32 protein-coding genes are annotated in these 25109 nt (G+C 72.4%); 12 read left to right on the top strand and 20 right to left on the bottom strand.

All coding sequences use genetic code 11. The annotated features are described in order from the left end of the window. Positions 1-2 precede the first annotated feature (2 nt). Positions 3-830 carry an MBL fold metallo-hydrolase gene (locus tag ABZW17_RS20370; protein WP_354816036.1) on the top strand — a complete coding sequence of 276 codons (828 nt, stop codon included), beginning with the start codon at positions 3-5 and terminating at the stop codon, positions 828-830. A 1-nt stretch (position 831) separates the two neighbouring features. Here the strand turns inward: ABZW17_RS20370 and ABZW17_RS20375 are convergent, their stop codons facing one another. The 3 genes from ABZW17_RS20375 to ABZW17_RS20385 form a co-directional block, all read right to left on the bottom strand. After that, positions 832-1782, bottom strand: coding sequence for a cysteine synthase (locus ABZW17_RS20375; protein ID WP_354816039.1), 951 nt, complete (start codon positions 1780-1782; stop codon positions 832-834). A 3-nt stretch (positions 1783-1785) separates the two neighbouring features. Next, positions 1786-2058, bottom strand: coding sequence for a MoaD/ThiS family protein (locus ABZW17_RS20380; RefSeq protein WP_086679767.1), 273 nt, complete (start codon positions 2056-2058; stop codon positions 1786-1788). Positions 2059-2122: 64 nt separating this feature from the next. Continuing rightward, positions 2123-2530 (bottom strand): M67 family metallopeptidase, encoded by a 408-nt coding sequence (locus ABZW17_RS20385; RefSeq protein WP_103344314.1) that lies wholly within the window; start codon positions 2528-2530, stop codon positions 2123-2125. 81 nt (positions 2531-2611) lie between these two features. On the opposite strand from ABZW17_RS20385, the gene ABZW17_RS20390 reads away from it, so the two are divergent. Continuing rightward, a complete protein-coding gene (locus ABZW17_RS20390; protein WP_354816043.1) occupies positions 2612-2992 on the top strand; it encodes a hypothetical protein in 381 nt (126 codons plus the stop codon). 4 nt (positions 2993-2996) lie between these two features. On the opposite strand, the gene ABZW17_RS20395 is transcribed toward ABZW17_RS20390, so the two are convergent. Genes ABZW17_RS20395 through clpS form a run of 5 tightly spaced genes read right to left on the bottom strand, consistent with a single transcriptional unit; the run spans position 2997 to position 5592 of the window. Then, complete coding sequence (locus ABZW17_RS20395; RefSeq protein ID WP_354816046.1) at positions 2997-3491, bottom strand: hypothetical protein; 495 nt, start codon at positions 3489-3491, stop codon at positions 2997-2999. Continuing rightward, entirely contained in the window at positions 3488-3730 is a 243-nt protein-coding gene (locus ABZW17_RS20400) for a Clp protease ClpS (protein ID WP_354816049.1), read from the bottom strand. Before ABZW17_RS20400 ends, ABZW17_RS20395 begins: the two co-directional genes overlap by 4 nt. A 31-nt stretch (positions 3731-3761) precedes the next feature. Then, a complete protein-coding gene (locus ABZW17_RS20405; protein ID WP_354816052.1) occupies positions 3762-4742 on the bottom strand; it encodes a P1 family peptidase in 981 nt (326 codons plus the stop codon). Beyond that, the gene (locus tag ABZW17_RS20410; RefSeq protein ID WP_004560463.1) at positions 4739-5296 is read right to left on the bottom strand and encodes a DUF2017 domain-containing protein; all 558 of its coding nucleotides are present in this window, start codon (positions 5294-5296) and stop codon (positions 4739-4741) included. Before ABZW17_RS20410 ends, ABZW17_RS20405 begins: the two co-directional genes overlap by 4 nt. Continuing rightward, on the bottom strand, positions 5293-5592 hold the full coding sequence (gene clpS, locus ABZW17_RS20415; RefSeq protein WP_004560461.1) for an ATP-dependent Clp protease adapter ClpS: 300 nt from the start codon (positions 5590-5592) through the stop codon (positions 5293-5295). The genes ABZW17_RS20410 and clpS overlap by 4 nt, the downstream gene beginning before the upstream one ends. A 74-nt stretch (positions 5593-5666) precedes the next feature. Between clpS and ABZW17_RS20420 the strand changes: the two genes are divergently transcribed. The 3 genes from ABZW17_RS20420 to ABZW17_RS20430 are packed head-to-tail and all read left to right on the top strand — an operon-like array spanning position 5667 to position 8236. Beyond that, positions 5667-6968, top strand: coding sequence for a nicotinate phosphoribosyltransferase (locus tag ABZW17_RS20420; protein ID WP_354816056.1), 1302 nt, complete (start codon positions 5667-5669; stop codon positions 6966-6968). Positions 6969-6983: 15 nt separating this feature from the next. Continuing rightward, positions 6984-7562 carry an isochorismatase family protein gene (locus tag ABZW17_RS20425; protein ID WP_354816059.1) on the top strand — a complete coding sequence of 193 codons (579 nt, stop codon included), beginning with the start codon at positions 6984-6986 and terminating at the stop codon, positions 7560-7562. Beyond that, entirely contained in the window at positions 7559-8236 is a 678-nt protein-coding gene (locus ABZW17_RS20430) for a bifunctional 4-hydroxy-2-oxoglutarate aldolase/2-dehydro-3-deoxy-phosphogluconate aldolase (protein ID WP_354816062.1), read from the top strand. The genes ABZW17_RS20425 and ABZW17_RS20430 overlap by 4 nt, the downstream gene beginning before the upstream one ends. Here ABZW17_RS20430 and ABZW17_RS20435 read toward each other — a convergent pair. Continuing rightward, a complete protein-coding gene (locus tag ABZW17_RS20435; RefSeq protein ID WP_354816310.1) occupies positions 8194-8811 on the bottom strand; it encodes a hypothetical protein in 618 nt (205 codons plus the stop codon). The two genes, ABZW17_RS20430 and ABZW17_RS20435, sit on opposite strands and share 43 nt — an antisense overlap. Positions 8812-9021: 210 nt before the next feature. Between ABZW17_RS20435 and ABZW17_RS20440 the strand changes: the two genes are divergently transcribed. The 3 genes from ABZW17_RS20440 to ABZW17_RS20450 all read left to right on the top strand — a co-directional run bounded on the left by ABZW17_RS20440 (position 9022) and on the right by ABZW17_RS20450 (position 12205). Continuing rightward, positions 9022-9609 carry a biotin transporter BioY gene (locus ABZW17_RS20440; protein ID WP_354816065.1) on the top strand — a complete coding sequence of 196 codons (588 nt, stop codon included), beginning with the start codon at positions 9022-9024 and terminating at the stop codon, positions 9607-9609. Between the two features lie 147 nt (positions 9610-9756). After that, a complete protein-coding gene (locus ABZW17_RS20445; protein WP_354816068.1) occupies positions 9757-11805 on the top strand; it encodes an ATP-dependent DNA helicase in 2049 nt (682 codons plus the stop codon). 58 nt (positions 11806-11863) lie between these two features. Further along, complete coding sequence (locus ABZW17_RS20450) at positions 11864-12205, top strand: hypothetical protein (protein WP_354816071.1); 342 nt, start codon at positions 11864-11866, stop codon at positions 12203-12205. Positions 12206-12441: 236 nt separating this feature from the next. On the opposite strand, the gene ABZW17_RS20455 is transcribed toward ABZW17_RS20450, so the two are convergent. The 4 genes from ABZW17_RS20455 to ctaD all read right to left on the bottom strand — a co-directional run bounded on the left by ABZW17_RS20455 (position 12442) and on the right by ctaD (position 16771). Next, positions 12442-12843 (bottom strand): OsmC family protein, encoded by a 402-nt coding sequence (locus ABZW17_RS20455; protein WP_354816074.1) that lies wholly within the window; start codon positions 12841-12843, stop codon positions 12442-12444. 16 nt (positions 12844-12859) lie between these two features. Further along, positions 12860-13639: a peptidyl-tRNA hydrolase gene (locus ABZW17_RS20460; protein ID WP_354816077.1), complete on the bottom strand. Its 780-nt coding sequence runs from the start codon at positions 13637-13639 to the stop codon at positions 12860-12862. After that, positions 13636-14865 carry a phosphoserine phosphatase SerB gene (serB, locus tag ABZW17_RS20465; RefSeq protein WP_354816080.1) on the bottom strand — a complete coding sequence of 410 codons (1230 nt, stop codon included), beginning with the start codon at positions 14863-14865 and terminating at the stop codon, positions 13636-13638. Before serB ends, ABZW17_RS20460 begins: the two co-directional genes overlap by 4 nt. A 118-nt stretch (positions 14866-14983) precedes the next feature. Beyond that, complete coding sequence (ctaD, locus tag ABZW17_RS20470) at positions 14984-16771, bottom strand: cytochrome c oxidase subunit I (protein WP_354816083.1); 1788 nt, start codon at positions 16769-16771, stop codon at positions 14984-14986. 135 nt (positions 16772-16906) lie between these two features. Between ctaD and ABZW17_RS20475 the strand changes: the two genes are divergently transcribed. Continuing rightward, positions 16907-17719: a phosphotransferase gene (locus tag ABZW17_RS20475; RefSeq protein ID WP_354816086.1), complete on the top strand. Its 813-nt coding sequence runs from the start codon at positions 16907-16909 to the stop codon at positions 17717-17719. Here ABZW17_RS20475 and ABZW17_RS20480 read toward each other — a convergent pair. Continuing rightward, complete coding sequence (locus ABZW17_RS20480; protein WP_354816089.1) at positions 17707-18468, bottom strand: alpha/beta hydrolase; 762 nt, start codon at positions 18466-18468, stop codon at positions 17707-17709. The two genes, ABZW17_RS20475 and ABZW17_RS20480, sit on opposite strands and share 13 nt — an antisense overlap. Between ABZW17_RS20480 and ABZW17_RS20485 the strand changes: the two genes are divergently transcribed. Then, entirely contained in the window at positions 18467-19006 is a 540-nt protein-coding gene (locus ABZW17_RS20485; protein WP_354816091.1) for a GNAT family N-acetyltransferase, read from the top strand. The two genes, ABZW17_RS20480 and ABZW17_RS20485, sit on opposite strands and share 2 nt — an antisense overlap. 319 nt (positions 19007-19325) lie before the next feature. Here ABZW17_RS20485 and ABZW17_RS20490 read toward each other — a convergent pair whose 3' ends face one another. The 3 genes from ABZW17_RS20490 to ABZW17_RS20500 all read right to left on the bottom strand — a co-directional run bounded on the left by ABZW17_RS20490 (position 19326) and on the right by ABZW17_RS20500 (position 22108). After that, the gene (locus tag ABZW17_RS20490; RefSeq protein ID WP_354816093.1) at positions 19326-19634 is read right to left on the bottom strand and encodes a hypothetical protein; all 309 of its coding nucleotides are present in this window, start codon (positions 19632-19634) and stop codon (positions 19326-19328) included. Positions 19635-19792: 158 nt separating this feature from the next. Further along, a complete protein-coding gene (locus tag ABZW17_RS20495) occupies positions 19793-20893 on the bottom strand; it encodes an NAD/NADP octopine/nopaline dehydrogenase family protein (RefSeq protein WP_354816096.1) in 1101 nt (366 codons plus the stop codon). 90 nt (positions 20894-20983) lie between these two features. Then, positions 20984-22108 carry a nucleotide pyrophosphatase/phosphodiesterase family protein gene (locus ABZW17_RS20500; RefSeq protein ID WP_354816099.1) on the bottom strand — a complete coding sequence of 375 codons (1125 nt, stop codon included), beginning with the start codon at positions 22106-22108 and terminating at the stop codon, positions 20984-20986. 72 nt (positions 22109-22180) lie between these two features. Between ABZW17_RS20500 and ABZW17_RS20505 the strand changes: the two genes are divergently transcribed. Continuing rightward, positions 22181-22393 (top strand): zinc ribbon domain-containing protein, encoded by a 213-nt coding sequence (locus ABZW17_RS20505; protein WP_354816102.1) that lies wholly within the window; start codon positions 22181-22183, stop codon positions 22391-22393. On the opposite strand, the gene ABZW17_RS20510 is transcribed toward ABZW17_RS20505, so the two are convergent. Continuing rightward, positions 22390-23508: a PLP-dependent transferase gene (locus tag ABZW17_RS20510; protein WP_354816105.1), complete on the bottom strand. Its 1119-nt coding sequence runs from the start codon at positions 23506-23508 to the stop codon at positions 22390-22392. The genes ABZW17_RS20505 and ABZW17_RS20510 overlap by 4 nt on opposite strands. Positions 23509-23566: 58 nt before the next feature. Between ABZW17_RS20510 and ABZW17_RS20515 the strand changes: the two genes are divergently transcribed. After that, on the top strand, positions 23567-24043 hold the full coding sequence (locus ABZW17_RS20515) for an Lrp/AsnC family transcriptional regulator (RefSeq protein ID WP_354816108.1): 477 nt from the start codon (positions 23567-23569) through the stop codon (positions 24041-24043). Positions 24044-24045: 2 nt separating this feature from the next. On the opposite strand, the gene ABZW17_RS20520 is transcribed toward ABZW17_RS20515, so the two are convergent. Continuing rightward, complete coding sequence (locus ABZW17_RS20520; protein WP_354816111.1) at positions 24046-24570, bottom strand: adenylate kinase; 525 nt, start codon at positions 24568-24570, stop codon at positions 24046-24048. Further along, entirely contained in the window at positions 24554-25018 is a 465-nt protein-coding gene (locus ABZW17_RS20525; RefSeq protein ID WP_354816114.1) for an Lrp/AsnC family transcriptional regulator, read from the bottom strand. Before ABZW17_RS20525 ends, ABZW17_RS20520 begins: the two co-directional genes overlap by 17 nt. Between the last annotated feature and the right edge of the window lie 91 nt (positions 25019-25109).

Consider the following 25109-nt stretch of genomic DNA (forward strand, 5'->3'; position numbering starts at 1 on the left):
GCATGCCCGAACTGCGCACGGTGTTCGCCGGGGTGTCGAACGTGCTGGTCACCGACGGCAGCTCGGCGGTCCTGGTCGACGGCTTCTTCTCGCGGCCGTCCCTGCCGAAGCTGGCGACGCGCGTGGCGCCCGACCGCGTCCGGATCGACGAGGCCCTGCGACGCCTCGGCGTCACGGAACTGGACGCGGTCCTGGTCGCGCATTCCCACGTCGACCACGTGCTGGACGCGCCGGTGGTCGCCGAGCTGACCGGCGCCACGCTGGCCGGCTCGCCTTCGACCCGCAAAGTTCAGGAGGGCTACGGCCTGGCCGACGGCCCGTTCGAGGAACTGGTGCCGGGCGAACCCGTCCGGTTCGGCGCCTTCACCGTGACGCCGGTCGAAGCCGCGCACAGCGCCGGCGACCGGGTGCCCGGCGAGATCACCGAGCCGGTCCGGCTGCCGGCCAAGGCGAAGGCCTTCAAGACCGGGCGCTGCTACTCGTTCCACATCGCGCACCCGGCGGGGAACGTCCAGGTCCACGCGTCGGCGAACTACGTGCCCGGCGCGCTGGCCGGCTACCGGGCGGACACCCTCTACCTGGGCGCCGGTGCGGCCGGCAAGCAGACCGAACAATGGCGCGAGCGGTACTGGCGGGAGACGGCCGGGGCCCTCGGCGCGCGCGTCGTCCGCCCGATCCACTGGGACGCCTTCTGGCGCCCGCTGTCCCGGCCCCTCAAGCTGCTGCCGAAGCTGTTCGACGACTTCGGCGCGACCATGGCGACGTTCGAGCGGCTGGCCGAGGCCGGCGGCGTCGACCTCGCCCTCCCCGAACTGTGGAAGCCGGCGTGACTCAGGCCCAGAGCTGCCCGTCGAGCCGCTCGGCGGCCTCGTCGAGCGAACCCGCGTAAGCCCCCGTCGACAGGTACTTCCACCCGGCGTCGGCAACGACGAAGGCGACGTCGGCCGCTTCGCCGCGAGCCGCGGCCTTCTCCGCGACGGCCAGCGCCGCGTGCAGCACCGCGCCCGTCGAGATACCGGCGAAGATGCCTTCGTGCTCCAGCAGCTCCCGGGTGCGCCGCAGCGCGTCGTACGCGCCCACGGAGTAGCGGCCGTTGAGCACCGAAGCGTCGTACAGCTCGGGCACGAACCCCTCGTCGAGGTTGCGCAGCCCGTACACCAGCTCGCCGTAGCGCGGCTCGGCCGCGATGATCTGGACGTCCGGCTTGGCCTCGTGCAGGTACCGGCCGACCCCCACGAGCGTGCCGGTGGTGCCGAGGCCGCCGACGAAGTGCGTCAGCGTCGGCAGGTCCTTGAGCAGCTCCGGGCCGGTGCCGCGGTAGTGCGCGTCGGCGTTGGCCGGGTTGCCGTACTGGTAGAGCATCACCCACTCGGGGTTCGCCGCCGCGAGCTCCTTCGCCCGCCGGACGGCCTCGTTCGAGCCGCCCGCGGCCGGGGAGAAGACGATCCGCGCGCCGTACGCCTGCAGCAGCTGCTTGCGCTCGGTCGAGGTGTTCTCCGGCATCACGCAGACCAGCCCGTAGCCCTTGAGCTTGGCGGCCATGGCCAGCGAGATGCCGGTGTTGCCCGACGTCGGCTCCAGGATCGTGGAGCCGCGCCGCAGCTTGCCTTCACGCTCGGCGGCTTCGATCATGGCCAGCGCGGGCCGGTCCTTGATCGAGCCGGTCGGGTTGCGGTCCTCCAGCTTCGCCCACAGGCGCACGTCGTGCGTCGGCGAGAGCCGGGGCAGCCCGACCAGCGGGGTGCCGCCGAGCGCGTCGAGCAGGGACTCGAAGCGAGCCATCGATCAGCCACCGGCCACGGCGGGGAGGATGGTCAGGGTGTCGCCGTCCTTGACCTCGGCCTCGAGCCCGCCGGCGAAGCGCACGTCCTCGTCGTTGACGTAGACGTTGATGAAGCGGTGCAGCTTCTCCTCCTTCACCAGGCGGCCCTTGATGCCGGCGTGGCGGGACTCGACGTCGTCGATGACCTCGAGGACGGTCGCGCCCTTCGCCTCGACGGACTTCTCGCCGCCGGTGTGGGTGCGCAGGATCGTCGGGATGGAGACGGTCACGGCCATGGGTTTCTACCTCCGGTGGGTTCTTACACGCAGACGCCGGTGGCGCGGCGGTTTATTCCGGTCGTCAGCCGAGGATCTCGACCGGCTCCTCGGTGATCTCGGCGTCCACGATCCGGTACGACCGGAACTCGTGCACTTCGGGGTCGCGGGTGGAGACGAGCACGTAGTGCGCGTCCGGCTCGGCCGCGATGTTCGCGTCGGTCCGCGACGGGTACGCCTCGGTCGCGGTGTGCGAGTGGTAGATCACCACGGGCACCTCGTCGTTCGCGGCCATCTCGCGGTAGAGCTTCAGCAGGTCGCCGGAGTCGAACTCGTAGAACGTCGGCGACCGGGCCGCGTTCAGCATCGGGATGAACCGCTCGGGGGAATCCGAGCCCTCGGGCCCGGCGATCACCCCGCACGCCTCGTCGGGGTGGTCACGACGGGCGTGGGCGACGATCTCGTCGACGAGTTCACGGCGGATCCGGAGCACACCGACATCTTAGGTGGTGGACAAAGCGCGTCCAGATGATGAGACATACCGCTCACCGGCCGTTCCCGGGATACTGGGCCGATGCCGTTGTCGTCGAAAGTGCGCGACCGGTGCCGGATGTACCTCGGCACGGACGAGCGGATCCAGTACGTGATCCCGGGCATGTCGCTCTACGTCAACCGCATGCGCGCCCGGGTCGGCTTCCTGGTCATGGTGACCGACCGGCACGTCACGCTGCTGGCCTGCAGCCGCTGGACGCTGAACCGGCCGAAGCAGATCTGGGAGCGCCTGCCCCGCAGCACCGAGCTGGGCCCGCTGGAGATCCACCCGTCGCTCGGGCCGATCCTGTCGGTCGGCGGCATCGACCTCGAGATCGACGAGGAGTACGTCGCGGCCGTGCGCGCGGCGAACCTCGAAGCCGGGGGCGACGCCCTGCCCGAGGACCCCTTCCCCGGCGGCTGACGGGTCAGAGCTCCAGGAACACCGGCACGTCGGCCCGGGACAGCGCCGCCGTGGCGACGTGACTCTCCAGCGCCTGCAGCCAGGCGAACTTGATCTCGCCGCCCCAGCGCGTGGAGAACAGCTCGTCGGGCGGCACCTCCCAGCGCGGTTTCCGCAGGTACGCCGACTGGGCGTGGGCGAGCACGAGCCGCAGGTCGCGGGCGCCCGCCAGGTCGAGCTCCAGCTCCGGGCCGCCCGGCCACGCCTCGAGGGTCCGTGAGAACGCGGCCACCACCTCGGCGCGCATCGCCGCGCCGTGCCGCTCCCGGAACTCGGCACTGGTCTTGCGGCGCCGGTAGGCGTCGGGGAACAGCGTGGTGTCGGCGATCCCCTTCCGCCCCGAGCCGCCCAGCCGGGTCGCGACGTCGGAGAGCATCCCGTGCAGCACCGACGCGGTGTGGGGCGCGAACGCGATCCGGACGCGCCCGGACCAGGCCGTGACGTGCGCGAAGTCGGTCACGGGGCCGGCTCCAGGGTCGCGCGCAGGCCGCGGACCTGCAGGGCCGCGACGAAGTCCTCCGCCGGCCCGGTCCGCAGCGGGTCGAGCCCGGCCGAGCCGGTCGTGTCGATCCGCTCCGCGGCGGCCCAGCAGTCTTCGGCCGGCAGATCCAGCAGCTCCGCCAGCACCAGAGCCACCCCGGCGTGGCTGTTCACGTTGTCATCGTGGATCCGGACGACCCACTTCTCGTCGAGCTGCACCTCGGGATGATCCCCGCGGAGGACACCGGCGTTACGCGAACGCCTCCGGCCACACGTCCCGGTAGGCGGGCACCCCGCCCGCCGTGGTCGCCGCGAGCAGGCCGTGCACCATCGCCCGCGCGAACACCCGCGCCGCCGCCGAGCACAGCGCGTCCAGCGCGGCCGGCCGGGCCGCCGCACCGAACGGGCCGCTCGCGTCCGGCAGCTCGTGCGCGCCCGTGGCCAGCGCGAACACCGTGTCGCCGTCGAACATCGAGTGCGCCGGCCGCACCGCCCGCGCCAAGCCGTCCTGGGCCGCGACCGCGAGCCGCCGTGCTTCGGCCTTCGACAGCGCCGCGTCGACCGCGACCACGCCGATCGTCGTGTTCAGATCGGTCCGCCGCGACGGCAGGTCGGCGGCCCGGGACGGCCACGTCACGCCGAATTCGCCGTGGTCGGCCGCGTACGCCCGGCCGGTCGTCAGGTCGACGGCCTCACCGGCCGCGTTGACCGCCGCCAGCGCCCCGACCGTGAACTCGCCGACGACCTCGCTCGCCGAGCCGATCCCGCCCTTCAACGACCCCACGGCCGCGCCCGCACCGGCGCCGACCGTGCCCAGCGCGAAGGAGCCCGAAGCCGCTTCGCAGGCCGCGTAGCCGAAGGACGCGTCGGGCCGGTTGCCCCACTCGCTGCGCGGCAGGTCGAACAGCACCGCCGCGGGCACGATCGGCACCACCTCGTGCGGCTGCGTCCCGACGGGGAAGCCCAGGTTCCGCTCCGCCAGCCACCGCATCACGCCGTCGGCCGCGGCCAGGCCGTACGCCGACCCGCCCGAGAGGCACACGGCGTTGACCCGCTGCACCAGGTTCTCCGGCTCGAGCAGGTTCGTCTCGCGCGTGCCGGGTGCGCCGCCGCGCTGGTCGACCGCGCCGACCGCGCCCTCGGGCACGAGCACCACCGTCGTCCCGGTGGCCCAGCCGTCACCGACCCGCTCGTGGTGCCCGACGAGGACACCGGGCACGTCGGTGATCATCCGGTCAGCGCCTGGATCAGCGTCTCCTGCACCCAGGTCAGCCAGTGGTAGACGCCCAGGTGCGGCGCTCGCGGGTCGTCCTCGGGCAGCTCGTCGGGCATGTCCTCGGTGACGTCGAGCGCGGTGCCGAGCGCCAGCCGGACGTCGTTGAGCGCGCCCAGCCAGGCGTCGGCCTGCTCCTCGGTCAGCCGGACGTGGCCGCCGTCGCGGGGAAGCGTGTCGAGCACGATCTTGGCCACGCCGACCTTGATGTCGAGCAGCTCGGGCTCGTGCAGCGACCGCATCGCCGCCGAGGAGTCGATGTCCTCCCGCGACGGGTTGTCCGGGTCGAGCTTGTGGAAGTCGGGAAGCAGCCGGGAGAGCACCGGGTCGTCCGGGGACTCGGTCGGCCCGGTCCGGATGCCGGTGAGCTCGGCGAGCTCGTCCTGCGGGGCCTCTTCGGCCCGCGCGGTGAGCATGTCCTCGAGCTGGCTGACCAGCCCCCGCAGCACGGCCGCTTCCTGCTGCTCGAACCCCGCGTGGATCACCGCGCCCTTGCGCCGCCAGCCGTTCACGAAGGCTGCTCCATGGTGGCCCAGAGGCCGGCCGCGTGCAGTTTCGCCACGTCGGTTTCCACCTTCTCCTTGCTGCCGGACGACACGATCGCCTTGCCCTTGTGGTGCACGTCCAGCATCAGCTTGGTGGCGTGGTCGCGGCTGTAGCCGAACAGCTTCTGGAAGACGTACGTCACGTACGACATCAGGTTGACCGGGTCGTTCCACACCACGGTCCGCCACGGTGTGTCCGACTCGGCGACTTCGGCACCGGCCGGTTCGACCTGCGTCTGTTCGGATGCGACAGGCGTGGACATGCACCCCATGGTGTCACGGGGGTCACGGGGTACGCCGCGCCAGGTCCGGCCATGTGGGTGAATAGGCTGACCCCATGGGTTCACCGGAGCCGGTCACGGCCAGCACTGCGCTGCTCACCGACCACTACGAGCTGACCATGCTGGGCAGCGCGCTCGCCGACGGGACGCACGCGCGGCCCTGCGTGTTCGAAGTTTTCGCCCGGCGGCTGCCGGACGGGCGCCGCTACGGCGTCGTCGCGGGCACCGCCCGGGTACTCGACGCGGTCGCGGACTTCCGCTTCACCGACGCGGAGCTCGCGCAGCTGGAGGCGACCGCGGTCGTCGACGACGCGACGCTCGCCTGGCTGGCGGACTACGAGTTCTCGGGCGACATCGACGGCTACGCCGAGGGCGAGCTGTACTTCCCCGGCTCGCCGATCCTCACCGTCACCGGCTCGTTCGCCGAGTGCGTGCTGCTGGAGACGCTGATCCTCTCGATCCTGAACCACGACAGCGCCATCGCGTCGGCGGCGGCCCGGATGTCGGGTGCCGCGCACGGCCGGCCGATCATCGAGATGGGTGGCCGCCGCACGCACGAGTACGCCGCCGTCGCGGCCGCGCGCGCCGCCTACCTGGCCGGCTTCGCGACGACGTCCAACCTCGAAGCCGGGCGCCGCTACGGCATCCCGACCCGCGGCACCGTCGCGCACGCCTTCATGCTGCTGCACGACAGCGAGGAAGCGGCCTTCCGCGCCCAGGTGGACAAGATGGGCGCGGACACGACGCTGCTGGTCGACACCTACGACATCACCGCGGGCATCGAGACCGCCGTCCGCGTCGCCGGGCCCGAGCTCGGCGCGATCCGGATCGACTCCGGCGACGTCGGCCCGCTCGCCCGCCGCGCCCGCGAGCAGCTGGACTCCCTCGGCGCCAAGGACACCCGGATCGTGGTGTCCGGCGACCTCGACGAACACGCCATCGCGGCGCTGCGCGCGGAGCCGGTGGACGCGTACGGCGTCGGCACCTCGGTGGTCACCGGGTCCGGCGCGCCGACCGCCGGCATGGTCTACAAGCTGGTCGAGGTGGACGGCAAGCCGGTCGCCAAGCGCAGCGCGCACAAGGAGTCCCGCGGCGGCCGCAAGTCCGCGCTGCGGCGCCACCGCGGCACCGGCACGGCGGTCGAGGAGGTCGTCTGGACGACCTCCGGCAACGCGCCCGGACCCGAGGCGAACGACCGGCCGCTGCAGATCCCGCTGGTGCGCGCTGGCCGCCCGGAGCCGGACCTGCCTACGCTCGACGACGCGAGGCAGCGGCTGCGCCGCGGCCTGGTCAGCCTGCCGTGGGAGGGCCTCAAGCTCTCGCACGGCGAGCCGGCCATCCCCACGCTGTTTCTTTGAGAGGGAGTACGAACCATGGGTACCGCGCTGATCGTGGTGGACGTGCAGAACGACTTCTGCGAGGGGGGTTCGCTCGGCCTGCCGGGCGGGGCCGCGGCGGCCGCCGGCATCTCCCAGCAGGCCGCGGAAGGCGGGTACAGCCACGTCGTGGCGACCCGGGACAACCACATCGACCCGGGTGACCACTTCAGCGAGACGCCGGACTTCAAGGACAGCTGGCCGGTGCACTGCGTCGCCGGCACCGCGGGCGCGTCGTTCCACGCCGCGCTCGACGTCGTCCCGATCGGCGAGGTGTTCTCCAAGGGCGAGTACAGCGCCGCGTACTCCGGCTTCGAAGGCGCGGCCCGCGACGGGAAGTCGCTGGAGGCGTGGCTGCGCGAGCACGACGTCACCGACGTCGACGTCGTCGGCATCGCGACGGACTTCTGCGTCCGCGCGACGGCGCTCGACGCGAAGAAGGCCGGCTTCGGCGTGCGGGTGCTGCTGGACCTGACCGTCGGCGGCTCGCAGCCGACGGTCGACGCGACGCTGAAGGACTTCGACGAGGCGGGCGTCACCTACACCGGCACCGCCGCCGTCGGCCCTGCCGCGTGAAGGACGTCCAGGCCGCGCTGGCGGAACACCGGCTCGTCGCGATCCTGCGTGCTTCGGACGCTTCCCGGTTCGCCGACGCGGCGATGGTGCTGCACGCGGCGGGCGTCCGCCTGCTCGAAGCGACGCTGACGACGCCGGGCGCCCCCGCGGCCATCACCGCGCTGCGCCTGGCGCTCGGCGAAGACGCGCTGATCGGCGCGGGCAGCGTCCGCGAACCGTCCGATGTGGACATCGCGGTGGACGCCGGGGCCGCGTACCTGATCACGCCGACGGTCAACCCGGCGGTGCTGGAGCGCGCCGCGGCCCTGGACACCCCGGTGATCTGCGGCGCGCTGACGCCGACGGAGATCGACCAGGCGTGGCGGCTCGGCGCGGCCGCGGTGAAGGTGTTCCCGGTCGCGGCCGTCGGCGGGGTGGCGTACCTGCGCGCGGTGCGGGCTCCGCTGCCGGACGTCCCGCTCGTGCCGACCGGCGGCGTCCACCTGGCCGACGTCGAGGGCTACCTGCGCGCGGGCGCGATCGCGGTCGCCGCGGCGACGCCGTTGCTGGGCGACGCGCTCTCCTCCGGCGGCAGCCTGCCGGACCTGGCCACGCGGGCGGGCGAGTTCGTCGCCGCGGCTTCGCGGTTGGGCTACTTCTTGCCGAAGGGGTCGCAGGCGGCCGTGCCCAGGTAGATGTCCCCGCTCGCGGGGCCGCCCTGCGGGAACAGCCTGATGTGCACCGCGTGCGTCACCAGGCTGCCGTCCGGCGGCTGGGGCGTCACGGTCTCGTTGAGGGTCACCGTGGCCAGCGCGGTGCCCGCGGCGCCGCCGGGGATGACGATCCGGTGTTTCGGCGGGATCTGCCCGGGCACGGTGACGCCCTCGACCGCGCCGACCGCCACCTCGCCGAGGCTGCCGGTCGCCGTCGTCGCGCACTTCACGGAGTAGGTGCGCACGGTGATCTCCGGACCGCCGTAGCGCTGCAGGACGGTCGCCCGGAAGCGGCGTCCGGACGCCTGCGCGACCGAGACGTCCCCCGACCGCCCGCACCCGCTGTCACCGGCGCCGAACACGGCGACGTCGCCCGTGGCACCGCCCTGCGTCCAGCCCTGGTACGGGCCGTCGACCGTGCATTTCGCCAGGTCGCCGGTGACGATATGCTCGTTGTCGATCGTCACGTCCACCGAGCCGGAAGCCGCCCATCCGGTGGACGACACGGGGGCCGCGGCACCCAGGACCGGCACGGCCAGCGTCGTCACGGCCAGCAACCGAAATGTCCTCTTCCTGGCGGTTCGCATGCTCCGGCCTCCTCGGTTCGGTGACGGTTCGCAGTCGCCCCCTTCGTCATCGGCCGGTCCGCCGCCCGCCCTGATCGGGTCCACCCGGACGAGTGGCCGGTGAGGAACGCAACTCGGCGGGTCCGCGCGACGGTAACGAGCGTTAACCTCGGGCGTCGCCTGTTCCCCTCGGGAGGTTTCGTGTCTTCGCTGTCCTTCGCCGGCAAGCGGCCCGTGCTGGCCGACCTCGTGCCCGGTTCGCTCGTGCGGGACATCGCGCTGGTCGCCGGCGGTGCCGTGCTCACCGGCGCCGCCGCGCAGCTGACGATCCCGGTGCCGGGCAGCCCGGTGCCGATGACCGGCCAGACGTTCGCCGCGCTGCTGGTCGGCGCGTCGCTCGGCATGTCGCGCGGTGCCGCGTCGATGCTGGTGTACCTGCTGGTCGGCGCGGTGGGCGTGCCGTGGTTCCAGCACGGCACCGCGGGCCTGTCCGGCGCGAGCGCCGGTTACATCGTCGGCTTCGTCTTCGCCGGTGCCCTGGTCGGCGCGCTGGCCGGCCGCGGCGGCGACCGGACGCCGGTGCGCACCGCGGGCACCATGGTGCTCGGCAACCTGGTGATCTACGCGTTCGGCGTGCCGTGGCTGATGGCGTCGACCGGGTTCGACCTGTCGACGGCGTTCGCCAAGGGCGTCACGCCGTTCCTGGTCGGCGACGCGATCAAGATCGTCGTGGCCGCCGGCCTGCTGCCGCTGACCTGGAAGCTGGTTTCCGGCCGCAACCAGGACTGAGGCTCCCGCACGGCGCAAGTCCTCGTGAGTGTTTAGGAGGGTTAGAACCCTCCTAAACACTCACGAGCCGGGTTCCGCGCGACGCGAGTGGCCCGTTCGCGACGGAGCACCGGTCTCTGTCGGTGGTGGCGGCTAATGTGTGTCGCTGTGCCCGCCCGAACCGATTTCCCCGGCGTCCTCGAACTCCTCACCCACGCGGTGGAGTCCGTGGGCGGTGCCGAACGTCCAGGGCAGGTGCAGATGGCCGACGCCGTCGGCCGCGCCATCCGCACCGGCGAGCACCTGGCCGTGCAGGCCGGCACCGGCACCGGCAAGTCACTGGCCTACCTCGTGCCCGCGATCCGCCACGCGGTCGAGAAGGAAGCCACGGTCGTCGTTTCCACGGCGACGATCGCGCTGCAGCGCCAGCTCGTCGACCGCGACCTGCCGCGGCTGGCGAAGGCGCTGAAGAAGCCGCTGGGCCGCGAACCGACCTTCGCGATCCTCAAGGGCCGCCGCAACTACATGTGCCTGCACCGGCTGGATTCCGGCGCGCCGGACGAGCCGGAGGACGCGCAGCTGTTCGACCCGTTCGCGGTGTCCCGGCTGGGCAAGGAGGTCACGCGGCTGCGGGAGTGGGCGTCGGACACCGAAACCGGCGACCGCGACGAGCTCGTCCCCGGCGTCACCGACCAGGCGTGGCGTCAGGTTTCGGTGACGGCGAAGGAATGTCTCGGCGCTTCGCGCTGTCCGATCGGCACTGACTGCTTCGCCGAGAAGGCCCGCGCGGAAGCCGGCCGCGCCGACGTCATCGTCACCAACCACGCGCTGCTGGCGATCGACGCGCTGCAGGGCTACCAGGTCCTGCCGGACCACGACGTGGTGATCATCGACGAGGCCCACGACCTGGTGGACCGGGTCACCTCGGTCGCCACCGGCGAGCTGACCAGCGCGATGTGCGCGGCGGCCGCGCGCCGCTGCGGCAAGCTGATCGACGCCGACGTCGCCGACGGCCTGCTGGAAGCGGGTGACGGGCTGGCCCTGATCGTCGACGACCTGCCGGCGGGCCGGATGGACGAGCTGCCCCGGCCGCTGAAGGGCGCGATCCCGGCGGTCCGCGACGCCGCGCACCGGTGCATCACGGCGCTGGGTTCCGACCGCAAGGAGGACGTCGAGGGGGCCACCGCGCGCAAGCTGGCGCGGTCGCTGCTCGACGAGGTGCACGACACCGCGGTCCGGCTGCTGGAGGCGTTCGACGAGGACCAGGCCCACCAGCGTGACGTCGTCTGGCTGTCGGGCGACAAGTACTCCTCGAACCCGCGGCCGCCGGCGCTGAAGGTGGCGCCGCTGGGTGTCGCCGGCCTGCTGCGCGAGCGCGTGTTCAACCAGCACACGACGATCCTGACGTCGGCGACGCTGACCCTGGGCGGCACGTTCGACACGATGGCGCGCCAGTGGGGCCTCCCGCCCGGCGCGGCTCGGGTGGAGCAGGCACCGGGCGCCGCGACGGAGAAGGAAGCGCCGTCGGACGAATCCGGCCCGAAGTGGACCGGGCTCGACGTCGGCTCGCCGTTCGACCACCGGCGCAACGGCATCCTGTACCTGGCCAAGCACCTGCCGCCGCCGGGCCGCGACGGCCTCACGTCGTCCACAATGGACGAACTGGCCGAGCTGATCGAGGCCGCGGGCGGCCGCACGCTCGGGCTGTTCTCCTCGATGCGGGCGGCCAAGCAGGCAACCGAGGAGATGCGCGAGCGGCTGGACTTCCCGATCCTCTGCCAGGGCGACGACGCGACGTCGCTGCTGGTCCAGAAGTTCTCCGAGGACGTCCGCACGTGCCTGTTCGGCACGCTGAGCCTGTGGCAGGGCGTGGACGTACCGGGGCCGTCGCTGCAGCTGGTGGTGGTCGACCGGATCCCGTTCCCCCGCCCGGACGACCCGGTGTCCTCGGCGCGCCAGCGCGCGGTGGAAGCCCGCGGCGGCAACGGGTTCCTCACGGTGGCGGCCACGCACGCGGCTTTGCTGCTGGCGCAGGGCACCGGGCGGCTGCACCGCGCGGTCAGCGACCGCGGGGTGGTGGCGGTGCTGGATTCGCGGCTGGCGAACGCCCGCTACGGCGGCTTCCTGCGTGCGTCCCTGCCGCCGTTCTGGCCGACGATGGACCCGAAGGTGGTGCGGGAAGCGCTGCGCCGGCTGGACGCAGCCGCGCCCGCGTGACGCGGTCCACAGCCGCGCCCGGTACGGTGAAGCCACCGAAGCAACAAGGGAGCACCGGTTGACCCAGGATTCGTCCAGCGCCCAGTCCCGGACCGTCAGCGTCGACGACACCGGAGTGCGGCGGCGGCTCGCGGACGGCAGCGAAGAGGCCGTCACGTGGACCGAGCTGTCCTCGGTGATGGTCAGGGTGATCCCTGACGGCCCCTGGAACGAAGACGTGTTCTTCATGCTCGTCGGCACCGACGGCAAGGGCACCGCGGTCCCCAGCGGCGACCCGGCGGCCGACGCCCTCATCGAGCGCCTGCAGGCCCTGCCGGGCTTCGACAACGAGAAGTTCATCGAGGCCATGACGACCGACGCCGACCAGGCCTACGTCGTCTGGGAATCCGGCCAGAACTGACGTGCGCTGCCCGGTCTGCGGCGAGGAGAGCCTGAGCCCGCTCGCCGATCTCGACCCCTTGCGCTGGCTTCTCGTGCGCTTCAAGCGTCCCGGATTCCTGGAGCCGAGGCCGGCCTTCGTGGCGAAACACGCCCGCATCTGCCGATCGTGCGGCGCCATGGTGCCGTTCCTCGCTCAGGAGGAGCGCACCAAGCTGGCCGAGGAGTGGGACACGCTGATCCCCGTCGCGCCGGACCCTACGCCGGGAACTCCTCCGTCACCGGAATCCCCTTCTTGAGCGTGCGGCTCACCGTGCACAGCCGCTCGATCGCGCGGTCCACAGCACCGGCGAGCGCGTCCCGCTGATCCCCCGTCAAAGCCGACACATCGACGTCGAAAGCGACGTGCACGGCGTCCAGCTCCGAAGCGCCTTCACGCCGGTCCGCGGTGACGTTCACGCGGAACCTCGCTTCTTCGCCGACGCGCCGGGTGATCAGCTCTTCCGCCGTCACCGCGCTGCAGCCCGCCGCCGCGATCTGCAGCAGCTCCGCGGGCGAGAACGCCCCTTCGGCGCCCTTGCGGCCCAGCCGCACCTCCGCGCCCCGCTCGTTGCGCCCGACGAACGCGTGCTCGCCGGTGCGTTCCACTTCCAGTGCCATGCCCGCTCCAACCGGGTCAGGAAGCCGGTTGTTCCGGCTCCCACTGGGCAAGAACGGTGATCGTGCCCGGGTCGACCTCGGTGAACCCGGCGTCCCGCACGGCGATCACCCGGTCGCGCCGCCACGCGCCCTCCGGGTCGTCCCCGGGGTGCAGTTCCTTCCACTGCACCGGGCCGGCCGTGCGGACCGCGACCCGGAACCCGTCCGCCGCCCAGGCCGCCCGCTGCCCGTCGTCCAGCAGCGCGGCCAGGATCATCGTGGCGTGGCCGACCTGCGCGGCGGCCTTGCCGACCGTCATCGGCACGTGCGGGTTGAGCAGCAGCAGCGGCACCCCGCCCGGGATCGGGCCCGGCTCGTCGGGCGGCAGCTCGCTGCCCGAGATCTGCAGCCGGGCGACGTCCTTGGGCGTCTCGGTGACCAGGCCCGGCACGAGGGCCCGCGCCTCGGCGCCGTCGACCTCGACGGTGATGCCCGGCAGGTCCTGGACGGCCGCCCAGTGCGCGCCCCGCGCCCGCCGCGCGACCTTCCGGATCCGGTTGTCCAGCCACGCGTGCACCGGCTCGGCCCACTCGCCACCGGGCCGGGAACGCTCGTCGAGGCAGACCGCCAGCGCGGCCGTGGCGGCCGCCTCCAGCAGCGGGGTCCGCTCCGGTGGCTCGGCCCGCTCGATGCGGAGGATGACCGGCATCGCCCGGACTTCCTCCGGGAGCTCGTCGGAGGTGTCCGAGGTGTCTTCGGCCGGGAGCCCCAGCCAGAAGGCGTAGCGGGCACCCAGGGGGTCGAGAACGCTGCTCACGGACGCATCAGCTCGAGCCCGTCGGCGGCGTCGGCCGCTTCGACCTCGCCGCGGGTGAGGCCGAGCACGAACAGCACGGCGTCGAGGTACGGGTGCGACAGCGCGGTGTCGGCCACCTCCCGCAGCGCGGGCTTCGCGTTGAACGCGACACCCATGCCCGCGGCCGAGAGCATGTCGATGTCGTTGGCGCCGTCCCCGACCGCCACGCACTGCTCGAGCGGGATGTCGTACTCGGCGGCGTAGCGGCGAAGCACCTTCGCCTTGCCTGCGCGGTCGACGACGTCGCCGATGACCTTCCCGGTGAGCTTGCCGTCCTCGATCTCCAGCTCGTTCGCCACCGCGAAGTCGAGCCCGAGTTCCGCCACCAGACCGTCGATGACCTGCGTGAACCCGCCGGAGACCACCCCGGTCCGGAAGCCCATCCGCTTGAGCGTCCGGATCGTCGTGCGCGCCCCCGGGGTCAGCTCGATCGACGCGGCGACCTCGTCGATCGCCGTCGCCGGCAGCCCGGCCAGCAGCGAAACCCGCCGTTCCAGCGACTCGGTGAAGTTCAGTTCGCCGCGCATGGCCGCTTCGGTGATCTCGCGGATCTCCGGCTCGACACCGGCGTGCGCGCCCAGCATCTCGATGACCTCGCCCTGGATCAGGGTCGAGTCCACGTCGAACACGACGAGCCGCTTCGCCCGGCGCGTGATGCCCGCCCGCTCGACGGCGATGTCGACGCCCGCCTCGACGGCGGCGTCGGCCAGCACCGAGCGCAGGGCGGCGTCGGCCTCGGGTGTGTCCCGGTCGACCGAGACGTACAGCTCGAGGCCGGTGACGGGGTAGTCGGCGACGCTGCGGATCGCGTCGATGTTGGCGCCGAGCGACGCCAGCCGGCGCGCGACCTCCGAGAAGCCGCGCGCGGTCACCGGGCGGCCCAGCACCACCAGGACGTGGGTCGAGTCACGCCGGCCGAGCGCGAACGGGTCGTCCCCGATCGCCGTGCCGATCTTGACGTCGACCTGCATGCCGACGGAGGCCATCGCCTGCTCGACCGTCTCCTGCAGACCCTCCGGGTCGCGGTAGACCCCGGCGAGCACCCCGAGCACCAGCTGCCCGCGGATGACGACCTGTTCGACGTCGAGCACGTCGACGTCGTGCCGGGTCAGCACGGCGAACAGCACGGACGAGACACCCGGCTTGTCGGGGCCGGTCGTCGTGATCAGGACGGGGGTCTGGGTCACTCTCGTCATCCCTCGTTCGGCAACGCTGCACGGTCAGTCTGCCGGTCCGGGGTCGAACATAAGTAGAGCGCGTGCCCGGCTTCACATAAGCCGGGCACGCGCTCACTCGATCGGGGTGTTACTTGTCGCCTTGCTCGCTCGCGTTGTCCTGGGAGTGGTCTCCGGGGATCACCGCTTCGGTGAGCAGCTGCGACGGCGCCGCGTGGCTGTTGACCTTCTGCTTCCCGAAGAAGCCGATCTCGCCTTCCTTGTGGATGCGTTCGATCATGTGCGGGTAGTGCAGCTCGAACGCGGGCCGCTCGGAGCGGATCCGGGGCAGCTCGGTGAAGTTGTGCCGCGGCGGCGGGCAGGACGTCGCCCACTCGAGCGAGTTGCCGTAGCCCCACGGGTCGTCCACCGTGACGATCTCGCCGTACCGGTAGCTCTTGAAGACGTTCCAGATGAACGGCAGCGTCGAGGCACCGAGGATGTACGCGCCGATCGTGGAGATCGTGTTCAGCGTCGTGAAGCCGTCACTGGTGAGGTAGTCCGCGTACCGGCGCGGCATGCCCTCGGCACCCAGCCAGTGCTGGACGAGGAACGTGCCGTGGAAGCCGATGAACGTGGTCCAGAAGTGCCACTTGCCGAGCTTCTCGTCCATCATCCGGCCGGTGATCTTCGGGAACCAGAAGTAGATGCCGGCGAAGGTGGCGAACACGATCGTGCCGTAGAGCACGTAGTGGAAGTGCGCGACGACGAAGTAGCTGTCCGACACGTGGAAGTCGATCGCCGGCGCGGCCAGCAGGATGCCGGTCAGGCCGCCGAAGAGGAACGTGACGATGAAGCCCATCGAGAAGATCATCGGCGTCTCGAAGGACAGCTGGCCCTTCCACATCGTGCCGATCCAGTTGAAGAACTTGATGCCGGTCGGGACGGCGATCAGGAACGTCATGAAGGAGAAGAACGGCAGCAGCACGGCGCCGGTGGCGTACATGTGGTGCGCCCACACCGCGACCGACAGCGCCGCGATGGCCAGCGTCGCCCAGACCAGGCTCTTGTAGCCGAACAGCGGTTTCCGGCTGAACACCGGGAAGATCTCCGACACGATCCCGAAGAACGGTAGCGCGACGATGTAGACCTCGGGATGGCCGAAGAACCAGAACAGGTGTTGCCAGAGGATCACGCCGCCGTTTTCGGGGTCGAAGACGTGTGCCCCGAGGTGCCGGTCCGCCAGCAGGCCCATCAGGGCCGCGGTCAGGATCGGGAAGGCGAGCAGGATCAGGATCGACGTCACCAGGATGTTCCAGGTGAAGATCGGCATCCGGTACATCGTCATGCCCGGCGCGCGGAGGCAGACCACCGTGGTGATCATGTTGACCGCGCCGAGGATGGTGCCCAGACCGGACACGACCAGGCCGGAGATCCACAGGTCCGCGCCGACGCCCGGCGAGTGGATCGCGTCCGACAGCGGGGTGTAGGCGAACCAGCCGAAGTCGGCGGCGCCACCCGGGGTCAGGAAGCCCGAGATCACGATCAGGCCGCCGAAGAGGTACAGCCAGTACGAGAACGCGTTCAGCCGCGGGAACGCGACGTCCGGCGAGCCGATCTGCAGCGGGAGCACGAAGTTCGCGAAGCCGAAGAGGATCGGGGTCGCGTACAGCAGCAGCATGATCGTGCCGTGCATGGTGAACAGCTGGTTGTACTGCTCCTGCGAGAGGAACTGCTGCCCGGGCCGCGCCAGCTCGGTGCGGATCAGCATGGCCATCGCGCCGCCCGCCATGAAGAAGGCGAACGACGTGACCAGGTACATGATCCCGATCTGCTTGTGGTCCGTCGTGCGGAACAACCGCAGCAGGTACGAACCCTTGACCGACTCGCGCGCGGGATACGGGCGCGTCGCGATCGGCTTGGGGGCTACGGCCGTCACTCCTGCCTCCAACACTGAAACCTTGTGGTGGTCATCGTCGCGCCACCGGGGTCCGGGAGGGCCCGTTCCGGCGGCTTAGGGGGATCGTAGCCCTCGCTACCGACAGTCGCGCGCACCGGCTGGCAAGATCGGGGCGTGGCCGATGACTACACCCGCGCGGCGGTGCGCGCGGCCCGGGCCGTGACCGCCCGGCTTGGCCTGCCCGACCGCGAACCCGAACTGCTCCACGAGCGGTCGAACGTGCTGGTGAGACTGGGTCCGCTGGTGGCCAGGGTGCCCGCCACCACCCGCCTGGCGCGGTCCGGGCCGGCCTGGCAGGAGCGGGATGTGGCCGTGTCGCGGTTCCTCACCGAACGTGGTGTGCGCGTCGTCTCACCCAGCACGGATCCCCCGGCCGGACCCCATTTCGCCGACGAACTGCCGGTCACTCTCTGGCACCACACCCCGCACGACCCGGACCACCGGTACGCCCCGGAAGTCGTCGCCCGGTCGCTCGCCGAGGTGCACGCGGCCCTGCGCGAGTACCCGGGCGAGCTGCCCCGCCGCGGCCCGCTCGACGATCTGGAGCGCATCCTCGGCCGGCACGACCTCGACCCCCGGCTGGGCGCCGAGCTCTCGCGCGTCGAGGCCGCGTTGCCGGACGCCGCCGCGCAGCCGCTGCACGGCGACGCGCACCCCGGCAACCTGATCGCCACTCCCGCCGGCCCGTGCTGGCTGGACTTCGAGGACACCTGGCGCGGACCGCTCGCCTGGGACCTGGGCATCCTCACCACGCAAGGTGGCCCGGAGTACCTCGACGCCTACCCGGCCTCCGTCGCCGAAGACGCGCTTCGCGCCTATACGGAACTGCGGGCCCTCTACGCCGTCGTGTGGCGGTTCGTCATCGCGATGCGGTTCCCGCACCGGCTGCCCGAGGCCCGTTCGGCGCTCGACGCCTACTTCTCGTGAGTCGCCGGGTACCAGGACAGGATCGCCTCGACCACGCCCGCGGGGTCTTCGAGCGGGGTCAGGTGCCCGGCCTCCGGGAGCACGACGAGCGTGGCGCCGTCCATGACCTCGGCCATCGCGCTCGCCGCCGCGACCGGGGTGATCGGGTCCGCTTCGCCGACGATGACCAGCGCGGGGAGCTCCGAGTCCCGCAGCAGGTCCAGCGAGTCCGGCCGGGTCCGCAGCGCCAGCGCCGTCCACGAGATCCCGGCGGGCGGCTGGCTTTCGATGATCTCCCGGACGGTCTCGACGAGCTCGGGGCGGTGTTCCCGCGTCGATTCCGCCAGCAGGGTGGGCAGGGTGGCTTCGGCCAGCCAGGGTTTGGTTCCTTCATTTTCGACGCGGGTCACGACGTCCAGCCGGGTCTGCGCGGCCTCAGGCGTGTCGGGCGTGGCCTTGGTGTCGATGAGCACGAGCCCGCCGACCCGCTCCGGCGCGAGCCGCAGCACGGCCATGGCCAGGTAGCCGCCCATCGAGCAGCCGCCGAGCACGACGCGGTCCAGGTCCAGCCGGTCGAGCAGGGCGACGACATCGCGGGCGGCGTCTTCGAGGCTCGGTTCGCGATCGGTCTCCGGCAGCGGCGAGCGGCCGAGCCCGCGCTGGTCCGGGGTGATCACCCGAAGGTGTGAAGCGAGGGGCTCGCGCACCGCGTTCCACATGCGGGAATCCAGCGGGAAGGCGTGGAGGAGGACCAGCGGCAGTTCGGTCATGCGCGTCATTTTGTCGGACCCCCTCGCTAGCTTCGCCGATGTGTTCACCGACATCGAAACCGGCCGGCTGCTGCTGCGTCCGCTCCACGAGGCGGATCGGCAGGCGATGGTCGACATCCACACGGACCCGCGCACCAACCGCTTCCACCCGGACCCGCCCGACGTCCCACGCGCGTCGGCGATGTTCTCGGAGTGGCTGGCCCACTGGTCCGAGCACGGCTTCGGCTACCCCGCGGTCCTGGAACGCGGCGGCACCGAGGTGATCGGCATGTGCGGAGTGCGGCTGAGGGAGTTCCACGGCGAGAAGGTCCTCAACCTCGGCTACCGCTTCCGCCCGTCGGCGTGGGGAAAGGGGTACGCGGTCGAGGCCGGGCAGGCGGTCTTGGCGTGGTGTGCCCGGGAGCTGCCGTCGGTACCGGTGCTGGCGAGCGTGAGCATCGCGAACAAGCCATCCCTGAGGGTGGCGGAGCGCCTGGGCTTCACGGAGTACACGGAGGAGCAGTACGACGGCGCGATGTCGAGACACTACCGGCGCTGACCGGGCGGTTGTTTGACAACTCCAGAGCGAACCACCTCCCGGATACGACCCCGCCGGAGAGGCCGGCCAGGGCACCCGACCGCGTGCACCGGCCCGGAGGGGTCGGCCGAGGCGAGGCCGAGCAGGGTGCGGCCGGCGCCACCGGCGCCCGGGGGCCCGGACCGCGTGCACCGGCCCGGAGGGATCGCCCGCCACCGGGCGCGTGCTCCCCAACGCGCCCGATGCCAATGCCGGCGAGCCAGGCCAAGCTCACCAGCGGCGCGACGGCCGCGTGCTCCCCCAACACGCCCGATGCCCATCCCGGCGAGCCACGCCGGGCTCACCAGCGGCGCGACGGCCGCCGCCGGGCGCGGGCTTCCCAGCAGGCCCGGTGCCAGTGGCGACGGTCGGCGACCGAGCCGGTCTCGTCGGCCGGCCACACGACGAGGTGCGGTGTCCCCGGCCGGATCTCGTGGTCGCAGCCGGGGCAGCGGTAGACCTTGGTGGCCTGGCTGCCGGGGACCGTCCGCACGAGCCAGTCCCCGTCGGCGCCGGCCTCGGCCCGGGCCCACCCGGTGGCGGCACCGAGCTCCCGATCGGGCGGCGGCCCACCGTCCGAGCGGCGGCCGGGACGGTTGCGTCGTGGCACCCCCAAACCGTAACCGCCCCCCCAAGCCGACCCTCCACGCACACGAACCGACCCCCCAGGCACGCGAACCGACCCTCCAAGTACGCGAACCGTCCCCCCAGGCACGCGTGCCGACCCCCCCAATCACGCGTGATACCCCTCCGATCACGTGTGATGCCTCAGGCCGCCCGGTCCGCCACCCGCTCCCCGGACCGCAGCCGCCCCAGGATCGCGTCGTGGCCGAGGCCGTCCCACCCGAGCCGGCGGAGGGTCCGGCCCGTCCGGCGGAAGTCCTCGCCGCCGAGCACCGACATGATCGTGATCGCCGCGTCCACCATCGGCGTCGCGACGCCCGCGCACCGCGCCAGTGCCTGCAGCGGCACCAGCGTGGACCGGATGTCCTCGGTCAGGAACCGGTGGTCGAGGCTGGTCGGCGCGGCGATCGTCCGGTACGGCTCCACCGTCCGCAACGCGTCGAGCAACGTCGTGGCCGGGCAGCCGTAGTACCGGTCGAGCACCTCCGTCATGGGCAGCAGCCGCGCGCCGTAGGCGTGCGCGACGGCGGCGAACTCGGCCTCCGTGCGCTCCAGCAACGCGACCGTGCGCGGCGAAACGCCTTCGACGTAGAAGAGCAGTTCCTCCGCCCGGTCGATCGTGCCCAGGTTGGCCAGCGCGATCGGCACGTGCGCGACCGCCCCGAAGTCGTGCAGGCCCCGCTCCACCGGGTTGCGCGCGACCTCCAGCATCGGGAACCACTCGCGCAGCAGCCCCGCGTGCCGGCCGACGGCGGCCTCGGTGCAGCCGGAGATCAGGTTCCAGCCCTTGACGCCCAGCACGGTGACCCCGCCGGTCCCGGACGGCCGCGCGGCGAACAGGGCGTCGGTCTCCACGACGTCGACGTCCGGTGCCCCCGCGGCGGCGAGCGCGTGGGCGAACTCGACACTCCCGCAAAGCTTGCCGGAGAACAGCACCACGACCTGCCCCGGACGCAGGTGCGGCGCGAGCCGGGCGGCGACCTCCGGATAGGCCGTGGTCACGGTGGCGACCAGGACGACGGCCCGCGCGGCCAGCCCGGCCGGGTCCGCGGTCACCTCCCGGACCGGGAACCGCCCGTCGAGCACCCCGTGCGCGACGATCTCGCGACGGCGCGCGACCTCCCCCACGGCCCGGGGATCCCGCGTGTACAGGTGCACGGGCAGCTCCCGCGCGGCGAGGTAAGCCGCCACGGCCCGTCCTTCGCCGCCCGCCCCGACGACCCCGATCCCGTCCAGCACGCTCATTCCGCCCACTCCCGTCAGTCCGGTACGCAGTGGACAGGTCGGCACCGGAACGGCGAAAGTTCCCGCCGGGGCACGTTCGAGGAACGCGGGTCAGCCCTGGGCGAGCGCCAGCGGCACGAGCTGTTCGGCGGTGGTCAGCGAGCCGTGCTGCCCGATCAGCGACGTCTCGACGGCTTCCGCGAGCCCGCGCACCATCCCGAACCGGCCGCGGGCCGCGGCGACGACGTCCCCGATGCGCGGCAGCACCCGGTCGCTGACCGTGTGCCCGAACCAGCCCTCGGCCACGGCCTCCTCCCGCGAGCGCACCCAGGCCCGCTCGCCCAGCACCGCCCGCCAGGCCGCGAGGACGTCCGCGGCCGCACCCGGTTCGGTGTAGACGTGCCGGGCCCGCACCTCGCCCCCGAACGTCCGGACGCCGGACAGCAGGCCGGGCTCGTCTTCGAGGTCGAGCTTGTCGTCGACGGCCACCATCCCGTGGTCGGCCACCACCGCCAGCAGCGCGCCGGGCGGCAGACCGTCCACAAGGGACTCGACCAGCCGGTCGACCTGCCGCAGCTGCATCCGCCAGGCGGCCGAACCGGGGCCGTGGACGTGGCCGAGCAGGTCGAGTTCGCTGTGGTAGGCGTAGCAGAACGCCCGCCCGCCGAGCACCGACAACGTCCGCGCGGCGAGGTCGCCCAGCGCGTGCACCCCGGCGTACTGCGCCCCGCTCTGGGTGGCCAGGGTCAGGGCCGTGTCGCGGAACTTGGCCGAAGACACCACCGCGGCGTCGATCCCGGCCGCGGCGGCCCGCTCGAACGTCGTCGGCAGGGGCTGCACCTCGCGGGGCGGGAGCGCGCCGCGCAGGTCGCTGCCGTCCTCGTGACTGCACCAGCGCAACGCGTTGAGCACGCCGGTGCCCGGTATCTCGAAGGTGTAGCCGACCATGCCGTGCTCGCCCGACGCGAGCCCGGTGCCGATGGCCGCGACGCCGGCGGCCGTCGTCGACGGGAAGCCGACGCGCAGCGGCTCGCGCGCCAGCTCGGCCAGCACCGGGGCGTCCGCGGCGTGCTCGGCGAGCAGCTCCCAGCCGAGCCCGTCGACGAGCAGGACGCCGGCACTGCGCGCCTCCGGCAACGTCAGCGTGTTCGCGCAGCCGGGCACGCCGAGCGCGGCGAGCAGGGACGGGACGACCTGGCCGAGGTGCGGGACGTCGGCGAGCGGAGGCGGCTGCACGCGCCCAGCTTCCCACTGATCGGCGAGGCCCGGGGATGGCCACCGCGGGCGCGTCCGGCGATAATCACGCCCATGCCGACCTACGCCTACCGCTGCCGCGAGTGCACCGAGACGTTCGAACTCCTGCGCCCGATGAGCGAATCCGGCGCGCCGGCCACCTGCCCGGAGGGGCACGGCGACACCGTCAAGCTGCTCACCACCGTCGCGCTGACCGGGGCCGCGAGCGGTCCCGCGGCCCCGTCCGGCGGCGGCGGTGGCTGCTGTGGTGGCGGCTGCTGCGGCTAAAGGGCCTTCAGCGCCTGCTCCAGGTCGGCCCACAGGTCCTCGACGTCCTCGAGCCCGGCCGAAAGCCGGATCAGCTGGTCGGAGACGCCGGCGTCGTGGCGGTCGCCCTCGTCGACGATCCGGTGGCTGATCGAACCCGGGTGCTGGATCAGCGTGTCGACGCTGCCGAGGCTGACGGCCGGGGTGATCAGCCGGACCGCGCCGATCAGGGCGTGCGGGTCGCCGTCGACCTCGAACGCCACCAGCGGTCCGCCGATCCGCGGGTAGTGGACGGCGGTCACGGCCGGGTGCTCGCCGAGGCGTGAGGCGAGCGTCGCCGCCGTCGCGGAGGCGGCGTTGACGCGCAGCGGAAGCGTCGAAAGCCCGCGCAGCAACAGGTATCCGGCGAGCGGGTGCAGCACGCCGCCGGTGGCGAAGCGGATCTGGCGCAGGCGCGCGGCTTCTTCGGCGCCGCACGCGACGATCCCGCCCATCACGTCGCCGTGGCCGCCGAGGAACTTCGTCGCGCTGTGCAGGACGATCCGGGCGCCGTGGTGGCCGGGGCGCTGCAGGACCGGGGTGGCGAACGTGTTGTCCACCAGGAGCGGCACCTCACCGCAGGCACGGGCCAGCGCGGCGATGTCGGCCTCGGCCAGCGTCGGGTTCGCCGGCGTCTCGACGAACACCAGCCCGGTGTCCGGCCGCAGCGCCGCGGTGACGGCGTCCGGCGCGGCCCACGTCACCTCGGTGCCGAGCAGGCCCGACTCGAGCAGGTGGTCGCTGCAGCCGTACAGCGGCCGGACCGCGACGACGTGCCGTTTCCCCTGCGCCACCGCGGAAAGCAGGCAGGCCGAGACGGCGGCCATGCCGCTGGCGAACGCGACGCCGTGCTCGAAGCCCTCGAGTTCGGCGAGTGCCCGCTCGAACCGTTCGACGGTCGGGTTGCCGACCCGGCCGTAGATCGGCGGGCCGTCGAGCTCGGCGCCGGCGGCGAAGGCGTCGATCCGGGCGGCTTCGGCGGCGCTGTCCCGGGACGGGTAGGTCGTGGACAGGTCGAGCGGAGCGGCGTGCACGCCGAGGTCCGTGAGGTCGTCACGGCCGGCGTGGACGGCTCGCGTGCGCAGCGAGGAGGTCATGCCAGCATGGTCGAGCTTTCCCCGGACCAAGGGCAACCGTCTCGGATATCATTCGGCGATGTCCGCTTCCGTCGAACTGAGTCCGGTCGATCTCGAAATTCTGCGGCTGCTGCAGAACGATGCCCGGATCACGAACAAGGACCTGGCGGCCGCGGTCGGCATCGCGCCGTCGACGTGCCTGGACCGCGTCGCACGGCTGCGGGACACCGGCGTCATCACCGGCCAACACGCGTCGGTCGATGCGGCCAAGCTGGGGCGTCCGCTGGAGGCGTTCCTGTTCGTCCAGGTCCGCCCGCACCGGCGGCCGCTGGTCGACCCGTTCGTCGAGCACCTGCTGTCGCTGCCGGAGGTGCGCGCGGTCTACCACCTGACCGGGCCGGACGACTTCCTCGCGCACGTCGCGACCAGCTCGGCGGCCGAGCTGCAACGCCTGGTGCTCGACGAGCTGACCGCCCGCGACGAGGTCGCCCGCGTCCACACCAACCTGGTGTTCCAGCACTGGAGCGGCGGCCCGCTGCTGCCGCCGGGTGCCTGACGTCAGAGCGTCTCGAGCCAGCGGCGCGTCTCGCGCGGGGACGTCATCCGGACGACGGCGGGGCCGTCCGGGTCCGCCGCCCAGGTCCGGATGCGCCGGCGCTTGCGGGCGAACGAGGTGAAGTGCCAGCGGATGATCGAGTCCGCGGAGAACATCTGGCGGAACGATTCGACGTTGCCGTTGCAGATCCGTTCGCGGGTCAGGGAGCGCACGGCCGTCCGGCGCAGCAGGCGGCCCAGCGAGAGCCAGCGCGGGTAGTCGAGGCCGACGACGAGCTGCGTGCGGGCAAGGGCGAATTCCATCCACTTCGAGTAGGCGGAGTCGATGACCCAGCGTTCGCCCGCGCAGACCTCGGCGAGCCGGCGGCGCTGCTCGTCGTCGGGGACCGGGACCCAGCCCGGCTCCCAGGTGAGGTCGTCCACCGGGTGGTAGGGCAGGCCGGTCCGCTCGGCGATCCGGGCCGCGAGCGTCGACTTGCCCGAACCGGTCACGCCGTAGACGAGGACGCGGTCAGGAATCGAGGTCACGGGCGGGCTCCCGGGGGCCGCGGTAGGGCAAGGTCTGGCGGTAGACGAGGTTCGTCGTCGTGCTGCCGAACTGGCACAGCTCGTCCACCGTCCGCTCGAGGTGGGCCATCGACGCGGCGGCGATCTTGAGCGTGTAGCAGTCGTCGCCGGTGGTGCGCAGGCACTCGAGGATCTCCGAGCGCTCGCGGAGCAGCTTGTGCAACGGCTCGTGCCGGCTGCCCGGGTACTTGAGCCGGACCACGGCGAGCACCGGGTAGCCGACCTCGGCGAGGTCGATCTCCGCGCGGTAGCCGGTGATCACGCCAGCCGCTTCGAGCCGCCGGAGCCGCTCGGTCGCCGCGGACGCGCTGAGGTTCACGCGGCGGCCCAGCTCGGTGAGGGGCAACCGGGCGTCGGCCTGGAGCTCGGCCAGGATGGCCCAGTCCGTCGGATCGAGACTCTCGGTCATGGGCCGAAGATACCGTGGGATCCACGGCCGGAGCGGCCGAACGCCGTGATCGTTCCCTTCCGGATCCGGGCCGGACGTCGATAGCCTTTGC

It is taken from the genome of Amycolatopsis sp. NPDC004625 (assembly GCF_040609695.1).
Taxonomy (GTDB): Bacteria; Actinomycetota; Actinomycetes; order Mycobacteriales; family Pseudonocardiaceae; genus Amycolatopsis.

Excerpts from the sequence above, each read along its gene's own strand:
- ABZW17_RS20505 (WP_354816102.1), top strand. The coding sequence starts at position 22,181 with ATGCCGACCTACGCCTACCGCTGCCGCGAGTGCACCGAGACGTTCGAA.
- ABZW17_RS20405 (WP_354816052.1), bottom strand. The coding sequence starts at position 4,742 with ATGATCACCGACGTGCCCGGTGTCCTCGTCGGGCACCACGAGCGGGTC.
- ABZW17_RS20480 (WP_354816089.1), bottom strand. The coding sequence starts at position 18,468 with ATGACCGAACTGCCGCTGGTCCTCCTCCACGCCTTCCCGCTGGATTCC.
- ABZW17_RS20390 (WP_354816043.1), top strand. The coding sequence starts at position 2,612 with ATGCCGTTGTCGTCGAAAGTGCGCGACCGGTGCCGGATGTACCTCGGC.
- ABZW17_RS20370 (WP_354816036.1), top strand. The coding sequence starts at position 3 with ATGCCCGAACTGCGCACGGTGTTCGCCGGGGTGTCGAACGTGCTGGTC.
- clpS (WP_004560461.1), bottom strand. The coding sequence starts at position 5,592 with ATGTCCACGCCTGTCGCATCCGAACAGACGCAGGTCGAACCGGCCGGT.
- ABZW17_RS20510 (WP_354816105.1), bottom strand. The coding sequence starts at position 23,508 with ATGACCTCCTCGCTGCGCACGCGAGCCGTCCACGCCGGCCGTGACGAC.
- ABZW17_RS20380 (WP_086679767.1), bottom strand. The coding sequence starts at position 2,058 with ATGGCCGTGACCGTCTCCATCCCGACGATCCTGCGCACCCACACCGGC.
- ABZW17_RS20485 (WP_354816091.1), top strand. The coding sequence starts at position 18,467 with ATGCGCGTCATTTTGTCGGACCCCCTCGCTAGCTTCGCCGATGTGTTC.
- ABZW17_RS20375 (WP_354816039.1), bottom strand. The coding sequence starts at position 1,782 with ATGGCTCGCTTCGAGTCCCTGCTCGACGCGCTCGGCGGCACCCCGCTG.
- ABZW17_RS20495 (WP_354816096.1), bottom strand. The coding sequence starts at position 20,893 with ATGAGCGTGCTGGACGGGATCGGGGTCGTCGGGGCGGGCGGCGAAGGA.
- ABZW17_RS20420 (WP_354816056.1), top strand. The coding sequence starts at position 5,667 with ATGGGTTCACCGGAGCCGGTCACGGCCAGCACTGCGCTGCTCACCGAC.
- ABZW17_RS20425 (WP_354816059.1), top strand. The coding sequence starts at position 6,984 with ATGGGTACCGCGCTGATCGTGGTGGACGTGCAGAACGACTTCTGCGAG.
- ABZW17_RS20525 (WP_354816114.1), bottom strand. The coding sequence starts at position 25,018 with ATGACCGAGAGTCTCGATCCGACGGACTGGGCCATCCTGGCCGAGCTC.
- ABZW17_RS20515 (WP_354816108.1), top strand. The coding sequence starts at position 23,567 with ATGTCCGCTTCCGTCGAACTGAGTCCGGTCGATCTCGAAATTCTGCGG.
- ABZW17_RS20455 (WP_354816074.1), bottom strand. The coding sequence starts at position 12,843 with ATGGCACTGGAAGTGGAACGCACCGGCGAGCACGCGTTCGTCGGGCGC.